Genomic DNA, 16,065 nt, shown 5'->3' with positions numbered 1-16,065 from the left:
TCAGCTCAAGGCTTTGGTTTGGGGTATCGTAATCACAGGCAATGCTTATTGGGATTTCTTTGCATACAAAGATTGGCAAAATAATATTTTAAATTGGATACAAAGATATCGCCTTCTTGTTCCATAACAAATATTCGTTCAGGCTGTAATTCAAGATAATTGGAAGCCTTTAAAATGGAGTAATAGATGGTTTCTGCAGAAGAGGAAACCCATTGTTTTAAAAAAGGGAGAATGATTTCGGGATCGTTAGAATAAAACCGTTGATAGATATCGGCAATTAGCTTCTTTCTCATTTCGAAATTACTTTTAAAATAGAAATTACTTCGGTCTTGATGATAGAGCATGAAGGGCGTTTTGTTGGGATTGCTTTTTAAACCGGCATTGAAATTCATCGATGTAATAACGCCTCTAGCAGGTTCAATTTGCAAGGTGGTGGTATTAAATAAATTGTATCCATTATATTGATCAAGATAGGATTTTAGATAATCGATGGCTTTATCTGTTAATGGATCAAAATAACTCTGGATTGAAAAACTGCGGGCGTATTCTTCTGGACTTTCCGGATCATAACTGCAGTTAATATATGTGTTGTAGATAAACAGATTCGCAGAGATTTTTTTTGAAAATATCCGATCTATTTCCTGTTCTACTTCCTCACAACTGAGTTTCAATCCGCTTACATCACCATGAACACGAACGATTTGAGTTGGAAAATCAATGGTCCGTTGCATCATTTGACTCAGATTAGGTGGTTCTTGTTCATTTGTATGGTGTCTGGATATGGTATTTTTACTGTTGGGCAATGGAGAAAAAATAAGATGCTCTGAACTCTTTGATTGTGCAAAAACCAGAAGGGGTGATAAAAATAAGGCAATCAGTAAACAGCTCTTTTTCATAACATGCTCCTTTGTTAATTAATCAGAACTCCATTATTATCGGATTACACAGCTGTTTAATACTACTTTAATTAGAAAGCAAATTTAAAAATGAAAAAACATAGCCCCCAAAGAACAGTTTGAGTGGATTGCAAACATCCAAGCAAATGTTTTTCTTTAGCGATTTCAAAATGTATTATTCATCAGCAAAATAGGTATTATATAATTTTATGTAAGTATTTTCTTTTTCTATTGCTTTTAATACATTATTAACCCGACCGATGAGTGCTTGATTCTTGGGGGGAGCCAAGATTACTACACCGTCTCCAACGATATGTACCTCGTCTAATGGCTGAAATTGATCGCCACCTTCCTGAGTCCAATAATTTACAGATGAGCGATTGAGAAAGGCCGCTGCTATGGTTTTATTATGTAAATCTGCTAATAAATCTTCAACGTCTTCATAGAGTTTCATTTGAAATAATTTTGCATAATGTGTCGATAAATATTCATAAAACAATCCACCATTGAGCGGATTCCGCAGGACACCGACTTTTTTTCCTTGTAATTCATTAATTGAATTAATTTCACTATTTTTTAAAATGAGGAACTGTCCCTTACTTAACATATAGGGGAGACTGTAAATGAAATTAGTTTTAAGGTCATGAGAAATCGGAATACCCCCCATTGCTAGGTCAACTTTTCCCTGCTGTAGTTTTTTGTACAATTCATCCATTCCCATGGGAATAAAGTCACATTGCTCTTTTAGGCGCTGACATAGTAATTGTGCTAAATCGATATCAAATCCATTTTTGGGAGAGAAAATATAAGGGGGTTTAAATATAAGCGTACCAATATTAATACTGGCATAGCCAATTGAAGAGAGAAGAAGGCTCAGGGATATTAATAGTGTTTTAATGCGCATTATTGCAAATTCCTTTTTATCATTCACCATTCCATAGTGATACATACCTATTGGAAGCACTAGGGCATGAATATCTAGATTATATTTAATTAATAAAAAGATAAATATTTTCTTACTTCATAACTTATGTTAAATAAATCCAACTAACGGCAGAACAATTGTCTTTAGAGACCAATGGTTTTGCGGCCTTTTTCTCTACATGGTTTTTTTAAAAGGTTACGGTGCCGTATTAGAGGTGTGTGAAGGGGACTCAATAAGATAGGAAATTGCTTGCTTATTTAAACTGCGATCTCGCTTATATTTATAATTAACATCAGGTCTTTCTAATGAGTGTGTAAGTGACCTTTTTAATTCATTGTGCAAATGTTCATATAGATGTTTATCGTGTGTTAATAAATTTTTTATCTGGCGCTCCAAGGCCAAAGCAATCCAAGGAGTAGTATGAGGGGTAATTGCTTCCAAGATGTTTTGCAGTCTTTGTTTTTCGTTGGGGCTATCTTTCTTGATGTGCGCAATGATTATTGCAAAATCTGCATGGCGTTCAAGCGGTGCCTTGGTACTAATTGTTGTAAATTGTTCGGGTGTTAATACGCGGGCTGCCATTTCACAAAACGGTTCTTGAGGATTTCTAAAAATTTCCCAAAATTTGTTATCGTTAAGCGAGCACTCAAGCTGCGACTGAGTCATATGCTCCAAAATAATTTTTAATCTATGTTCTCTACACTCTAGGGACGATTTATGGTTTATTGTTTTGGAATCGAGTATCCAAATGTGGCTTAGTAAATTTCTTGGGCCTACTGCCGATGCGGCTCGTTCTACAAGCATTTTAATTCGATAATCTGGTAGGCTATCTAAATCTACACTTATTTTTCCCTCATTTGCAATAAAGGTGGACCTATTTAACTCGTTAATGAATGCATCAAAAGCCTCATCGCTCCACTCTTTTTTTTGTAACGAACTGTTTATATAAATGGGCTTTGAAACCGGTGTTACTGGTACCCATTTTTTTGTAAACAGAGATGGGGATGTGGTGTGTTGAGTATTTGCTTGTGAGGCTTCAAGTTGCTTTTTATATTTTTGAAAATTTGCTTGAATGTAATGGTCAACTAATTTGGTAAGTTCAACCTTAAAAGAGACAGGATGCGCCATATGGCTTATTTGATCAAGGATCGCTATCCTCAATTTCCAAGTGGCATAAGGCATAATAGAGACCAGTTTACCTAATAAGTAAGGACTTGGTTTGAGTTTCTTGATGAGAGAGTTTAATAGTTCATGCCGTTTGCTATCGGAGGCAAACAATTCCAATTGCTTACGAGTAAACGTGTTGACTGCACTATCTGCAAATGCGTCTTTATTTAACACGTTTAAGAAGTCGGGTGAGTCAAAGGATGCTTTTAATTGTTCTTCAGATAGAGCTTCGAGCATTACTGCAAATTTGCTTGCTTTATTTTCTCTTTTTGAGATTTCAAATTCAAAACCCATAAATTGACGCCATAAATAATCCAGTTCGGTAGAACTAAATCTGCCTTTTTCTTTATAAGTGCTTAATTTACTGACAAGAAGTTTAATGTCCTTGTTCCCCATTTGCTCCAAGCGGGGCCAAAACTCATTTTTCGAGGTCGGAGCTTTGATAAGTAGAATTAATTCGTCGATATAAGGTTCTGTGACACTTGAGACTTCATCGTCTATTTTAATTATACCTTGTGCTTCTTCTTGAGCTATAACTTGGTTTACTTTAACTAAAAATACGGGAGTTTCTCTTGCCTCCTTGGTTTCAGAGAGAACCGTTGGTATCTCTGATGTTATTTTCACCTCGGTTTTGGAAAAAAAGGTATCGGAAAGAGCACTGGGTTTTAGCGTTGGTGTCGTCTCTACCCTTTCTTCCATGTCAGCGGGGACAACAATTGGAGCGTGCTCATCAACGTCTGATTCAATGACGCTTCTTTTTAGCAACGGCTCTTTGAATTTGTTAACCTCCATAACGGGTGTTGTTGAACGGGTTAATTTTATTCCGAAAATAATTGCATCTATGGAACCTAAAGAACCAATTCTTATTCCTTGAAATCCTAAGGGTAATGGATCAGTTTTATTAAGGATTGCCTTTAACAAGCCCAGAGTCCCTCCTAAAAATGAAAAAGGAAGTGTTACTATGAATCCGAAGATACCCAGTAAAGTAAGAAACACACCGCCGATACGTTTTAAATAAAAAGATAGAAGAGGTTCTTTGAAAAATTGATGGAGCATATTAAATTCCCGAACGTTTAAGTATCCTACGTAAACCCTTAGACTCAATTAGAACCTTAGTGCATTCAAGAATTTATAGTTCACCTGAAAATAGGTCTTTTGCGAAAAAATTCCTAGAGGAAAGAAAAATTCCATTTCATTTTTTATCCTTTAATTACACTATCACAATTAAGGGGATTGTTCCTTACTCGAGAAAAAAACGATTACCCCTATACTCCAAAGTCATTTGAAAAATACCAGCTAAATTAGTTGATGTAAATTGTTGTATAATTAATTATTACTCAGTTGAATTGACTCTGTCCTTGACGAGCTAAGGTAATGAGAAAATGGGAAAGACTGTTGCGGTTAAAAATAAAGCAGATTTGATGGATATTCCTGAAGAGAACATTTTTATTTCTGAAAGTGGATATGCGTACGATATTAATCAAATCGCCGAATTCATTTCTGGAGACTGGGTATTTGCGGATTTCCAAAACCCCTCTGAACTAGCGGGTGTATTTCGAGATTTTAAAAATAAAGAACCCCTGGAAGCATCTAATGCAAAAGATTTAGAGCAAGGGTTGGCATTGAACTTATTCAGCGAAAAAGATATTACCCAGCTTTTAACCCATCAAGTCGTCCGCAGTGCATTTGAAAATAGCCCTATCTTTGCTGGGTTACAAGAATATGCTGATGGGGTAAATGAGATTACTTTAAATCTGATGGGTAAGTTGGTTCTAGCTTCACAAATTCTCGAAAACACGCTCTTGAGTGCTGATCAGAATAAACTTACTGCTGAATTGCATGAACCTCTCGCCGCATTTAAAACGCATCTTGATCAATTAAAAAAAGTAGAAAAGAACCCACTTATTTTTCTGACCTCCAAAAACGGTCCCATCAGCAGCTATTCAGCCGTAACGGGACGTCGATGTAATTTCGTAGAAGATATCGATCATTTATTATCTGGAGCATGTGGGGCCGGCTTTAATCGGCATGTGGCGAATTTATATAACGCCCTAAAAAGTTATAAACTCTATCAACATGCGATCCAATCCAGCCTTACGATGCAGGATTCATCTCTGGAGAAAAAATCCTCACCTTTACATGGTTTATCTATTTGGAACACGACCAAGGAAGACACGGATAAAGACCAAGCAAATGATCAACGCTCCAAAAATACATTAGAACCGAAATAATTACCGCAAATAAATACATTACACGATTAAGATATTTTTTTGATAACTTCTCCGCTATATCTATATTTTATATTAGATATTTCATTTTCGATGGTTAGATTAACTTTATAGATTGCATCATTTATTGCCTCAGTCATCAGCGCACATGTTTTTGTTTTATTGTTTAATTCTGAATAGGAGGGATCCAAAGAAAGTTCTATAATTTGATGTGTTCCATCCACCTTGGCTTTAGCAAGCCCATCACTAGAAACTCCTTCCACAACCAATGACTCTAATTCCTCCAATTTCGCAGCAATCTCTGCTTCCATTTGGATTCCTTTGGTTCTAATCGTTTTCAAAGTATCTGCTCCAAGGCTTTTCAAAATATTTTCATCTACTGTAAACATATTACTGGATTTCATCTTCTACCTCCTATAAAGGCATACTTGTGATTTATGGTAATTATTTTATAACGGGGGTCCATCTGGAGTTTTGGGTTGTTCGGTATTTACTAGCCCATATTTTTGTAATACTTTGGGTATTTGAGTAATCAATTGTTCGGAAACTACCGAATTATTACTAACCCCACGCGCAAAATTGTCAAGTGCTCGTCTTGAAAGTACATCAGAAATTGCCTTCAAGTCTTCTTTTTTGTCTTCTGCTTTTATAACGCGCTCATCGATTACCTTAATAAGTTCTGCACTGGCATAGGTTGATGCTGAATAACAATTGGAGCTAAAAAGATTACACGATTGTTCATCACAAATCGCTTTATTTGTTCTGTTTATGACCTCTTTTATTTCGCTTCCCCGAACCACCACAAATTCTGAATTAGCAACATCATCTTTACTAATTTTTCTTAATGCGATAGATGAGTGAAAAAAAGGAGATTTTTGGGTGATATCTGCAAAGCCCTGTTTCCGTGCAAAACCCACTTCAAATAAATCATCATCTTTAATCGTATCTAAGTCATCGCTGAGCATCTTTTCCGGTTGAACCCGTACTTTTGGCGTTTTTCCTTTTTTTGCAAACATTTCAACCACGAAATCACTGCCTACAAATAAATCAAAGTGTTTTTCATTATCTAATTGGGTCCCCAAGGTCTTAAACCAAAGAGTACTCGAATTTATTTTGTGATGTAAATGTTGCTTGGGTGTTTTGTCAGTATCTCGGACATAACCGGGACTTTGCCGGCCTAATAGGAGCCAATTTTTTTGATCTGCGTCAATAATAGTCTGATCTTCTGGAGAGGACATTTGCAGTTCGGTCATTTTTTCCTGCAGTTGTTTATATTTGTAGGTATCATAAGCAAGGTAAAGAGTCCCGGCTCCTGATGTACCTATTAGTTTGCCAGCATGTCGACTTATTAGAGTAAACATTGTTACCTCCAAGAATCTATTTCTAATGCCATTTTTGTATTATTATAGACTATAGTGAATTTTATTTTCCCATCGCTTGCCGTTGACGATAGCTGGATACTGTGTTAAAGATAACTAAATAAAGTACACTCTGTGTTGAATTGGCATTAAAGGGAGTTGGCATGCTTACAAAGTTAACCAAGTTAGTAGGTCCTATAGCATATTCGAATAAGGCAACTGCATTTAGTCGCTATGCTCTGTTTCAGATGAGAAATAAATCTCAAAAATTACTGACTAAGGACGATGAGGCTAAGGAAGAACAGCCAATTTCATTGAGCCCAGAACCTATAGAACCCGAAAAAATGTGTTCCTTGAAGGATGCGTCCACAGAGGACACCTTTGAATTAATGTTTGCGACCAAACCTGGTCTGCCGCTTCCTGGCATGCCTATTAGACATTCTGCTATTGCTTTAAAAAACAGTAAGAATGGTACTTTTTCTGTATATGGACGTCAAAGCCCCTGGGATTTCTCACAGTGGTTGCGAAATGGAGTAACGTTCCATACTCAAAAAGACAATGAGAAAAGGTACCTAAGTAAGGGTTACAACTTTGTTGGCTATCCAACAGGAGTTTCGTTCACTCAGCCAGAAATTAATAAGTTTCTTGATTCTGCAGATCAACTCATTAACCAAAAGCAAATGTGCAACATGTATCAATCCAATTGCTATTCTTACTCAACGACAGCATTAAGCTTCGCTATTGAGGCGTTATTAGAACGACCTCATTTTGATGCCAAGTCAATCAGTCGCATTATCGATGTTTTGGAAGAGCATCCCTTACAGGATCATTTTTCTATTGGTGTTCGCAATAACCCGGTTGTTGTTGATAAGCTTACATCGGTTCTTTCAGCAGTTCAGAAAAAAACCGCTTCTTTACAAGCTCCCTCAGCGACTGACAAGCAATTGTATGAGAAGGTAGATCTTTTATTTACGCAGCTTAAAAATATCAATCCCGAAGAGGACAAAACGACGATGGGTTATAAATAACCTCATTATATTTTTTTCGGATGCTTTATTGGATTGAATGATATTATGGAAAACGATACCGAGCACTTGTTAACTGCATATAAAAAATGACCTCTTAATTTTGGCAGACCAGTCTTTTATAGTGCACTAATTGATGAATGAATTAAAAATCTATAGCGAGTTTTTAAAAAATTTATTTTCTTAGACTATTATTTGTTATTATAAAATCACTGGAGAACTCGCTATGGAAAAAGCAAATCTAATAGGAATTAACCATATCGCCCTTGAAGTAGGTAATGTGGAAAAAGCATTAGAGTTTTATAGCAAAATTTTTAATTTTACTTTGCGCGGTAAAGATGAACATCACGCTTTTATTGATTTAGGAGATCAATTTATAGCGTTAATGAAAAGCTCTAATCCACATAAAGACAACTTACGTCATTTTGGTCTCGTGGTCGATGATCGTGCCACGGTCAAGGAATTGGCAAAAAAAGCTGGAGCGGAATTAATAGACGGAAAATTTTTGGATTTTCTTGACCCTTGGGGTAATTATATTCAGGTAATCGAATATGCTGATATCCAATTTACCAAGACCCCCGAAGTGTTGGCCGGGATGAATATAAATGTACATAAAAATAAAGCTGCCCTTCAAGAGCTTCAAGCGAAAGGGATGAGTCCAAAACACTAATTTTGTTTCTCACAGATCTCGTAAGAAGATGTTCTAGAGGAATCTCGAGCATCTTAAAGTAAATTGTGAACTCTAGCTACGTATTTGCTACTAAGGTGGTGAGTATTCTCAATTTCGGCCTCGATTCCCTTAGGATCGTCGCTGCCTCGAGCATCTAAATAATAAGAAAATCTTAAAATAGTACGTCGAAACTATTCACGGATGTACCAGCGGGAAAAAAGCTAAAGGTCTGAAATAACCAAAAACACTCGTACGTATTGTTCCTTGTTCAGCAAAACCGCGACGATGAAATCCTCGGGTGTTTGCGATTATCATCGTGTTTGCTTTCACACATAAAGATTGTGGTGGCTTAAGATCCATATTTGCTAATTCTTCATCCGATATACGCAATGCCCCTCCACGCGACATGGTTTGGTCAGAGCAAATTTGTATGCTGCGTCGATATTCCCAACGTAAACGCTTCCAAGTTAAAGCATGACTTCCAGTAGAATATTCGAAAGGACCGGAAGCTAATTCTACATCATGAGTAAAATACCAAATCTTATAAGTGTGGTGAAATGTATCACGATGAGTCAATTTCTGGGAGTCAGGTAATGAGGCTTCATCCCCATGGCACAACGTATACATGAAGTAACGCATCGGTGTATTCAACATACCAAATAAGGCTAGAGTTAAGCGATGCATGCGTGCGTTTTTAAAAACAAATTGCACCATAGAATTTCTGGGAACATGATCAAAACGATTTAAAGTGTCACCATCGTAACGATCATACCCTGTAGCTCGTTTTAACTTATCTCCATACATTTGTTGTTCGAGATTAGGTAGCGCTTTAGGCAATTGATTTATATGTTTTTCAATTTCTTTTTGGACTAACAGAAACTTTTGAGGATCTAGAAAATTTTCAAGGATCAATAGACCATTTTTATTAAACTCAAAAGCTGATTTAGGTGCTAATAAGTAAAACGGTAACTTTTTTATAAATTGTATTACATCACTCAGAATAATCCGAACAACATGTAAGCCGCAGTAATTAGCAATAACATTGCCTAGAGGACCCGTAAACGTTTTTTTGTTTGAAAATAGGGTAAAAAAATTGAGCATAATAAAAAATTGTCGGAAAAAAAATTTCAAATTCATGATTATTAAGCTGAATTAATATAGTCTTTTTATTAATTATCACGCTTTGTCTCTAAGATCTAGATTGAGCTGTAAGGAGCAAGGACGGAATTACTTATAGAGCTTTGTCCACCTGCGTATTATTCGATAACAGATTCTAAAAAATGTAGCGCTCATCCTTGGTTTGAGTTCTTTTCCCAAGATTAATTCCTCTAAAGCTTCTTCGGGGGAAACTCGTGTTCCTTTACTCCAGCTAATGTACATCGGATAAAGTAATAAAGTTCCTGCAATTAATTCAGCTAATTTTAGCCGTCGAGTGCGTCGGGGGGTATTCATCATATCTGTTGTTAATCCCCAACCCGCATAAAAAGGTAATCCATAACATGTAACTTCTTTGCCCCTAAGTAGCGCCTCAAAACCAGCCAAAGAGGTCATAACGTGTACTTCATCCACGTATTTTAAGAGATGATCGATAGAAACTGTCTCAAGATATTCGTCACAATATTGATGCGAGTTTTGTTCATTGACTCCTTTTGCTCGCAAACCTGCAACCACGTCTGGATGAGGCTTATATATTAACCACGCGTCAGGATTTTTTTTGCGGACCTCTTGAAGTAGATCTATGTTTGTTTTAATAATCCCAGTTCCAAAAGCAATGGAAGCATCGGTTTCAACTTGTCCGGGAACTAAGATGATCCGTTTGCCATGAGTAGTTGGTTTCCAAGTTTGTCCTTGCAGATTATATTTGGTAACCCCAAACTCGACGATCCGTTGATGAAAAGAGGCTGCACGTTCCAATAATGGCTCAGCGAAAGTAGAGTATTGTAAGATATATTCTAAATCTGAGGGGCTTGTTGCATTGTAATAAATTCCTTGCGTATCAATAACCCAAGATAATGGGCGTGTCAGATCGGCACCTAGACCTACCGAGCGTAGAAAGCCATCTTCTAATCGAACTATTGAAACCGTACTATCCAGCTTAGATGGGGCCCGACTCGACCCCCAAAGTAAAAGGACGCTCTCAGGTTTAATTGCGCGTACCCTACGCACAAAGCGGATAGCATGATCTGTAAGAAATCGTTGGATAATTGGTCTCTTCCAATAAGGCATGCGCCAAGCATAAATCATTGAATCACTCAGTGTGGGCTTACTGCTAGTGATGTCATGATCTGTAGACCTCGCAGGACTAACTTTAGAGCCTGCGATGTTTTGCTGTGTAATAGATTTTATAAAATGTTCCACACTCAAAAAATGCTTCCTCCAACTCGGTGCTTTATAGCCAATTAATCGTGATTTTTGTTTTTGTCTTAACGTACTGTTTGAATGCGCATAATTCAAAATGGTATTCATCCATTGCACTGTATCTAGGGGGTCAAGATATTCTGGGATATTTTTACCAATTTCTATAAGGGCAGGTGTGGTGCTGGCAATAACAGGTACACCGGCATTTAAAGCTTCGATCAAGGGTAAGCCATATCCTTCAACAAAGGAAGGGAATAAGAGTGCTTGAGCATGTTGCAAGCATGAGGATAATTTTTGATCGGAACATTGATTCCATTCAAACACAAAGCCACGTAATTTGGTACAACTATCGATCATGCGAGTAATATGCTCACACTCCCATCCACGCCGGCCAATAATAATCAGTTTAGGTGCATTACTACCTAGTCGATCAATTAAATTTTGCCACACATAAAGTATCATTAGGTGGTTTTTTCGCGGTTCTATCGTACCAAGCATAACAAAATAAGGGGACTCGAGTGTTCGTGAACACAACGGCGGTGGAGGTAAATCAACTCCTAGTGCTGCAATGCATAGTGCGGGTAGTTTTTTTTCTAATGAAAGTGCAAACTTAAATAACGCATTATAGGTGTCTTGAGAGTTCACAATAATGCCTTTTCCTAGGCTCAGGGCATGAATCATTCGTTTAATATGTTTTTCTTTTTCTCCTGCACGGCAATACTCAGGATGAGTTATCGGAATTAAATCATGAATAAAGAAGATAGGGGTCAGTCCTATTCGTTCAATGGCTTTGGCGTATCGAGGGCGCTCTAAATTGCTATGTCCTAATAATAATAAAATACCATCCCGTTTTTTTTCGAAAAAACTCCTTAATACAACTTGGATGATGAAAGCGTAGAGTCTGCTACGCTTTAAACGGTCAGACAACAATGAATGAAAGAGATATTTTGATTCTTTTTCAGATAAAATCCAAAGTCGTCCAAAATAATAAATAACACCCCCTGCGGAGTCTTGATAATGCTTCAAATAGGCTCGCATCACCCGATCAATCCCGGTTGGTTTTAGTTGTTGCAATTGCCTTCGAATTAAACGAGTGACATCAATATAAAGCAAACAAGACATGTGTTTTAATCATGTTAGAGGATTCCGACTACATATGATAATCACACCGAATGAATCAACTTAAGCTTGAGATTGCTTATGAAAATTGGGGGACTTTCATTGCAAAGACATCCATGCCAATTGAACAATATGATCCATTGATGCTGCCTGTATACTGCAATACATATACGAGAACATTTATACCATGAACCAAAATTAAGAGAAAGATTCGAGACGCGAGATGCAAAGATTAAATTTTTTTTTGTAGAGGTGAAACTAAATTTCTCGATTTTTTTCTTATCCCAAGATTTTTTTCTGTATATTATGTACTTACTTTCAGGAAAGGAACTTATGGAGCTTATGTATAAAAATAATTCTACCTCTATTTTTCAAGGTAAAAACGTTTTATTGCTTCAAGGACCGGTCGGACCTTTCTTTGCTCGTTTGGCGACAGACTTAAAAACCCAAGGAGCGCAGGTATATAAAATTAACTTCAATGCAGGCGATTGCTTTTTTTTCTTGTTTGGCGCAGTGATCTATAGAAAAAGTCTGGCAGAGTGGCCTTTATGGTTGGAACATTTTTTAGAGCGTTTTGAAATAGACATTATTTTTGTATATGGGGATTGTCGTCCGATACATCGGGTTGCTATCGAAATTGCAACGCGACATGAAATAGACGTTGGAGTGTTCGAAGAAGGTTATATTAGACCTAATTATGTGACTCTGGAGTATATGGGGGTCAATGCAAATTCATATGCGATTACCCATTTTCAGCCAACTGACATGCAGTACTGTGAATATTATCAGGAACAACAAATAGAGCGCGCTTATTGGCAAATGATCTGGTATGGATTCTGCTATTTTACGATAGGTGCTTTAGGCAGGTTTCTTTTTAGCAAAAATGTTCACCATAGGCCACTTAAAATTTTAGAGGGACTGGCATGGATGCGTTCTGCAAGGAGGAAACATTGGTATAAATGGCGAGAAGCGGGCATTGAGCAACAACTCCTAGGTGCATTAAGTAAGCGCTATTTTTTAGTTCCCTTGCAAGTTTGTTCTGATTATCAAGTAACAGCTCATTCCGAGTTCAAAGAAGTGAAACAATTTATTGAGTGCATTATAAATTCTTTTGCACGATCATCGAAGAACGAGACCTTTCTCATATTTAAACATCATCCTATGGATAGAGGATATGTGGATTATGCAGATGTAATTAAACGGTTGGCCATTCAAGCGCAAATAAACGAACGCGTGGCATACATCCATGATCAGCATTTACCTTCATTACTTGAGCATGCCCTTGGGGTCGTGGTAATTAATAGTTCAGTTGGGCTTTCTGCATTACACCATAAAGTGCCTACCTTTGTTTGTGGTGAGTGTTTTTACAATCTTCCCGGACTGACTTATCAAGGATTGCTAGATGATTTTTGGACCTCAGCATTGAATACGGTTGTCGATCACGATTTGTATAAAAAACTTCTTAATTTTCTAATCACCAGAACCCAACTAAATGGTAGTTTTTATAAAAAAGTTAAACTAGAGAATTCTTTTGCAGGATTGATTGTTCAAAAATATAATAAATTCTTTTTAAAAGTTAGTAATAAGCAGAACTAGTCTGTGCTTGATTTACCTGCATTGTTATTTTGAGTTAAGGACAGTAGAATGTCCCCAATTACCCTTTTAAAGGCATAGTTCAGATTTTCCATTCCCAGTGTATATTCGAAGGGATTGGATTGTAGCTTTATTTTGAACTGTTTTTGCAAAACGCGGCATACCTCAGTGGCACAAAGTTAAGCTGATACCCTTAAGCCCTATATTTTGCGAACCTAGGCGGGGAAAAAAAGGAAATATCCCAGATCGATCCAAAACTAAAGGAGTTAGTTTGAAGCAATTTAATCGATTATCATCCGTGACTGCATTACCCTGGAAATCATCTTTTCAAAGCGCTTCCCTTTTTTTAAACAAAATAAATAAGTTATTCGTATGTACGGTTATTATTCCTACATTATTATCTATTTTTTATTTTGGCTTCCTTGCTTCCGATGTATATGTGTCTGAGTCGCGATTTATTGTGCGCAGAGCAGGGCAACCTCCAGTTAACCTAGGTTTATCTGCTTTACTGTCTTCGACGCCTTTATCAAAGGCAGAGGAGGCAGATTATAGTATTCATGATTATATCTTGTCTCGTGATGCATTGTTGGAACTGAACGACCGACTTAATTTAAAAAAGCTTTATAGCGACCACAACATTGATTGGTTTCACCGTTTTGCATTATTTGGTGATTCTAGCTTTGAATCACTTTATCGTTATTATAAAAATCGAATCAATATTGTCATTGAATCCCCATCTTCCATTTCAACCTTACAAGTGCGCGCTTTTACCGCCAAAGATGCGTATCAAATGAATCAACATTTGTTGGAATTGGCTGAGCAATTTATTAATCGTTTTAATATCCAATCAAGAAAAGATTATGTTGATTTTGCAAAAGCAGAAGTAGATGCCGCAATTCAAAAAGCAAAAGAAGCTAGTCTTGCTTTGTCGGATTATCGGGGATTTCAAGGTGTTTTTGATCCTAATCGTGAATCGGCGATGAGGCTTCAAAATGTATCCAAAATGGAAGCTGAATTGGTTGCTGCAAAAGGTCAATTAGCTCAAATTAAAAGTTTGGCTCCGCATAACCCTTACCTTTCTTCACTACGAAAAAATATTGAAACGCTACGATTATCAATCAATACCGAAAAAAACAAGATCACTGGAAATCTGTCCTCGCTCACGAACAAAGTACGCCGTTATGAACGATTGGTTTTAAATAAAAAATTTGCCTATAAACAACTGGTATTTGCTTTATCTTCATTAAAAAAAGCCCAAATCGAAGCACAGCGCAAACAATTATATTTAGAGCTGATTGCTCATCCTAATGAACCTGATAATTCATTTGAACCGTATCGTAGCAGGAATATTTTTTCAATATTCATCTTGGGACTTATTACTTGGGGAGTTCTATCCCTTTTGATTGCAAATGTTAAAGAGCATCTGGAATAAATTAATTGTTAGGATTATGAGTTTATGCATTGCCGTATTAATAAATATAAGATTAAACCGTCTCACTTAGCGTTGGTGGTCCTCTCGATACTTTCTTCAGGCTGTACCATGATGTCGAGTGGACCCAGTGCACGAGTAGTAAAGCAGGCTGCTGAACCCGTAAATAGTGATGTTCAATTGATTGATATCACTCCCGATATTACCCATCAATTAGCACGAAACCATAAAAATTATTTATTTTCTGATGCATTAAAACAAAATCACTCCAATCGCTATAGTGTGGGTCCTGGAGATGTGCTTGATTTTTCCATTTGGGAGATACCCCCTGCAACATTGTTCACTACACCAACCCTTGTTGGAAGTTCTGGAAAGAACTCCAGTCCAATGAATACCTTACCCTCCCAAGTGATTAGCCAAGAGGGTACGATAAGTTTTCCTTTTGCCGGTACGATTCATGTTGCAGGGCTGACTGTACAACAAATCCAAGATAAAATACGACGTGCATTAAAAGGTAAAGCTAATAAACCTCAGGTGTTAGTACGTCTTGCTAAAAATACTACCTCCGCGGTGACCATAGTCGGTGAGGTTGTTTCGAGTAGGCGCTTGCCATTAACGCCCAGTAAAGAGCGATTGTTGGATGCATTAGCCGCCGCGAAAGGGGTAAAAACTCCTGTGAATAAGACGATGATCCAAGTAACCCGAGGACAAAAAGTATATTCCTTACCTCTGGATATTATCATTCGTGATCCCCATCAAAATATTGTATTGCAAGCAGGGGATGTGATTACGGCCTTATTTCAATCTAAAAGTTTTACTGTACTAGGTGCAACTGGAAAAAGTGAGGAAATCAATTTTGAGGCCCAAGGAATTAATTTAGCTCAAGCCCTGGGACGTTCAGGCGGTCTACAGGATCACCGAGCAAACATCAGTGGCGTGTTCGTTTTCCGTTTCGAACAGGCTACGGCGATTCATTGGCCAAGACCTCCTAGATTCATCACCGCAGAGGGTAGAGTACCGGTGATTTATAGACTGGATTTAAAAAACCCGAGGAGTTTTTTTGTGGCTCAAAGTTTCTCGATTCAGGATCATGATATTCTGTATGTATCGAATGCTCCGATGGCTGAACTGCAAAAATTCCTGGGGGTGTTGGCTACGGCTACAGCACCATTAAATCCATTTTTATATGCAGCAACGATAGCGGCTTCTTAAAGTCAGTCTAAAATTAACTGCATTTTTAGCTCAAGATGGATGTTATTTGGAATAAACTCTTTGAGCCACTTACCAGGCCTCGTTC

General features: G+C 37.3%; 13 protein-coding genes. 6 read left to right on the top strand and 7 right to left on the bottom strand.

Annotation, left to right across the window (positions count from 1 at the left end; translation table 11 throughout):
* Positions 1-32: 32 nt before the first annotated feature.
* From HBNCFIEN_RS14915 to HBNCFIEN_RS14905, 3 genes are all read right to left on the bottom strand, one after another.
* Positions 33-896 carry an Lpg0189 family type II secretion system effector gene (locus tag HBNCFIEN_RS14915; RefSeq protein ID WP_182391846.1) on the bottom strand — a complete coding sequence of 288 codons (864 nt, stop codon included), beginning with the start codon at positions 894-896 and terminating at the stop codon, positions 33-35.
* A 175-nt stretch (positions 897-1,071) separates the two neighbouring features.
* Positions 1,072-1,800, bottom strand: a complete 729-nt coding sequence (locus tag HBNCFIEN_RS14910; RefSeq protein WP_182391845.1) for a transporter substrate-binding domain-containing protein — start codon at positions 1,798-1,800, stop codon at positions 1,072-1,074.
* A 216-nt stretch (positions 1,801-2,016) separates the two neighbouring features.
* Positions 2,017-4,044: a hypothetical protein gene (locus HBNCFIEN_RS14905; protein WP_182391844.1), complete on the bottom strand. Its 2,028-nt coding sequence runs from the start codon at positions 4,042-4,044 to the stop codon at positions 2,017-2,019.
* 326 nt (positions 4,045-4,370) lie between these two features.
* Between HBNCFIEN_RS14905 and HBNCFIEN_RS14900 the strand changes: the two genes are divergently transcribed.
* Complete coding sequence (locus HBNCFIEN_RS14900) at positions 4,371-5,219, top strand: hypothetical protein (RefSeq protein WP_182391843.1); 849 nt, start codon at positions 4,371-4,373, stop codon at positions 5,217-5,219.
* A gap of 26 nt (positions 5,220-5,245) precedes the next feature.
* Here HBNCFIEN_RS14900 and HBNCFIEN_RS14895 read toward each other — a convergent pair whose 3' ends face one another.
* On the bottom strand, positions 5,246-5,620 hold the full coding sequence (locus HBNCFIEN_RS14895; protein WP_182391842.1) for a YbaB/EbfC family nucleoid-associated protein: 375 nt from the start codon (positions 5,618-5,620) through the stop codon (positions 5,246-5,248).
* Between the two features lie 45 nt (positions 5,621-5,665).
* Complete coding sequence (locus HBNCFIEN_RS14890; protein ID WP_182391841.1) at positions 5,666-6,577, bottom strand: hypothetical protein; 912 nt, start codon at positions 6,575-6,577, stop codon at positions 5,666-5,668.
* A gap of 161 nt (positions 6,578-6,738) precedes the next feature.
* Here HBNCFIEN_RS14890 and HBNCFIEN_RS14885 point away from each other — a divergent pair, with 161 nt between their 5' ends.
* Together HBNCFIEN_RS14885 and HBNCFIEN_RS14880 are read left to right on the top strand one after the other, a co-directional pair.
* Positions 6,739-7,602 (top strand): hypothetical protein, encoded by an 864-nt coding sequence (locus HBNCFIEN_RS14885; protein WP_182391840.1) that lies wholly within the window; start codon positions 6,739-6,741, stop codon positions 7,600-7,602.
* A 223-nt stretch (positions 7,603-7,825) separates the two neighbouring features.
* Positions 7,826-8,269, top strand: coding sequence for a VOC family protein (locus HBNCFIEN_RS14880; RefSeq protein ID WP_182391839.1), 444 nt, complete (start codon positions 7,826-7,828; stop codon positions 8,267-8,269).
* A 195-nt stretch (positions 8,270-8,464) separates the two neighbouring features.
* Here the strand turns inward: HBNCFIEN_RS14880 and HBNCFIEN_RS14875 are convergent, their stop codons facing one another.
* Positions 8,465-9,406: a hypothetical protein gene (locus tag HBNCFIEN_RS14875; protein ID WP_182391838.1), complete on the bottom strand. Its 942-nt coding sequence runs from the start codon at positions 9,404-9,406 to the stop codon at positions 8,465-8,467.
* Positions 9,407-9,496: 90 nt separating this feature from the next.
* Complete coding sequence (locus tag HBNCFIEN_RS14870; RefSeq protein ID WP_182391837.1) at positions 9,497-11,749, bottom strand: glycosyltransferase; 2,253 nt, start codon at positions 11,747-11,749, stop codon at positions 9,497-9,499.
* 339 nt (positions 11,750-12,088) lie between these two features.
* Between HBNCFIEN_RS14870 and HBNCFIEN_RS14865 the strand changes: the two genes are divergently transcribed.
* From HBNCFIEN_RS14865 to HBNCFIEN_RS14855, 3 genes are all read left to right on the top strand, one after another.
* Positions 12,089-13,342 carry a capsule biosynthesis protein gene (locus HBNCFIEN_RS14865; RefSeq protein ID WP_182391836.1) on the top strand — a complete coding sequence of 418 codons (1,254 nt, stop codon included), beginning with the start codon at positions 12,089-12,091 and terminating at the stop codon, positions 13,340-13,342.
* Positions 13,343-13,610: 268 nt separating this feature from the next.
* Positions 13,611-14,771: a hypothetical protein gene (locus HBNCFIEN_RS14860; RefSeq protein ID WP_182391835.1), complete on the top strand. Its 1,161-nt coding sequence runs from the start codon at positions 13,611-13,613 to the stop codon at positions 14,769-14,771.
* A 24-nt stretch (positions 14,772-14,795) separates the two neighbouring features.
* The gene (locus HBNCFIEN_RS14855; protein ID WP_182391834.1) at positions 14,796-15,980 is read left to right on the top strand and encodes a polysaccharide biosynthesis/export family protein; all 1,185 of its coding nucleotides are present in this window, start codon (positions 14,796-14,798) and stop codon (positions 15,978-15,980) included.
* Positions 15,981-16,065 lie beyond the last annotated feature (85 nt).

Source organism: Legionella sp. PC997, assembly GCF_014109825.1.
Classification (GTDB): Bacteria; Pseudomonadota; Gammaproteobacteria; order Legionellales; family Legionellaceae; genus Legionella.
Note: the sequence above shows the minus strand (reverse complement) of the source record. Positions and strands in the feature narration are given on the sequence as shown.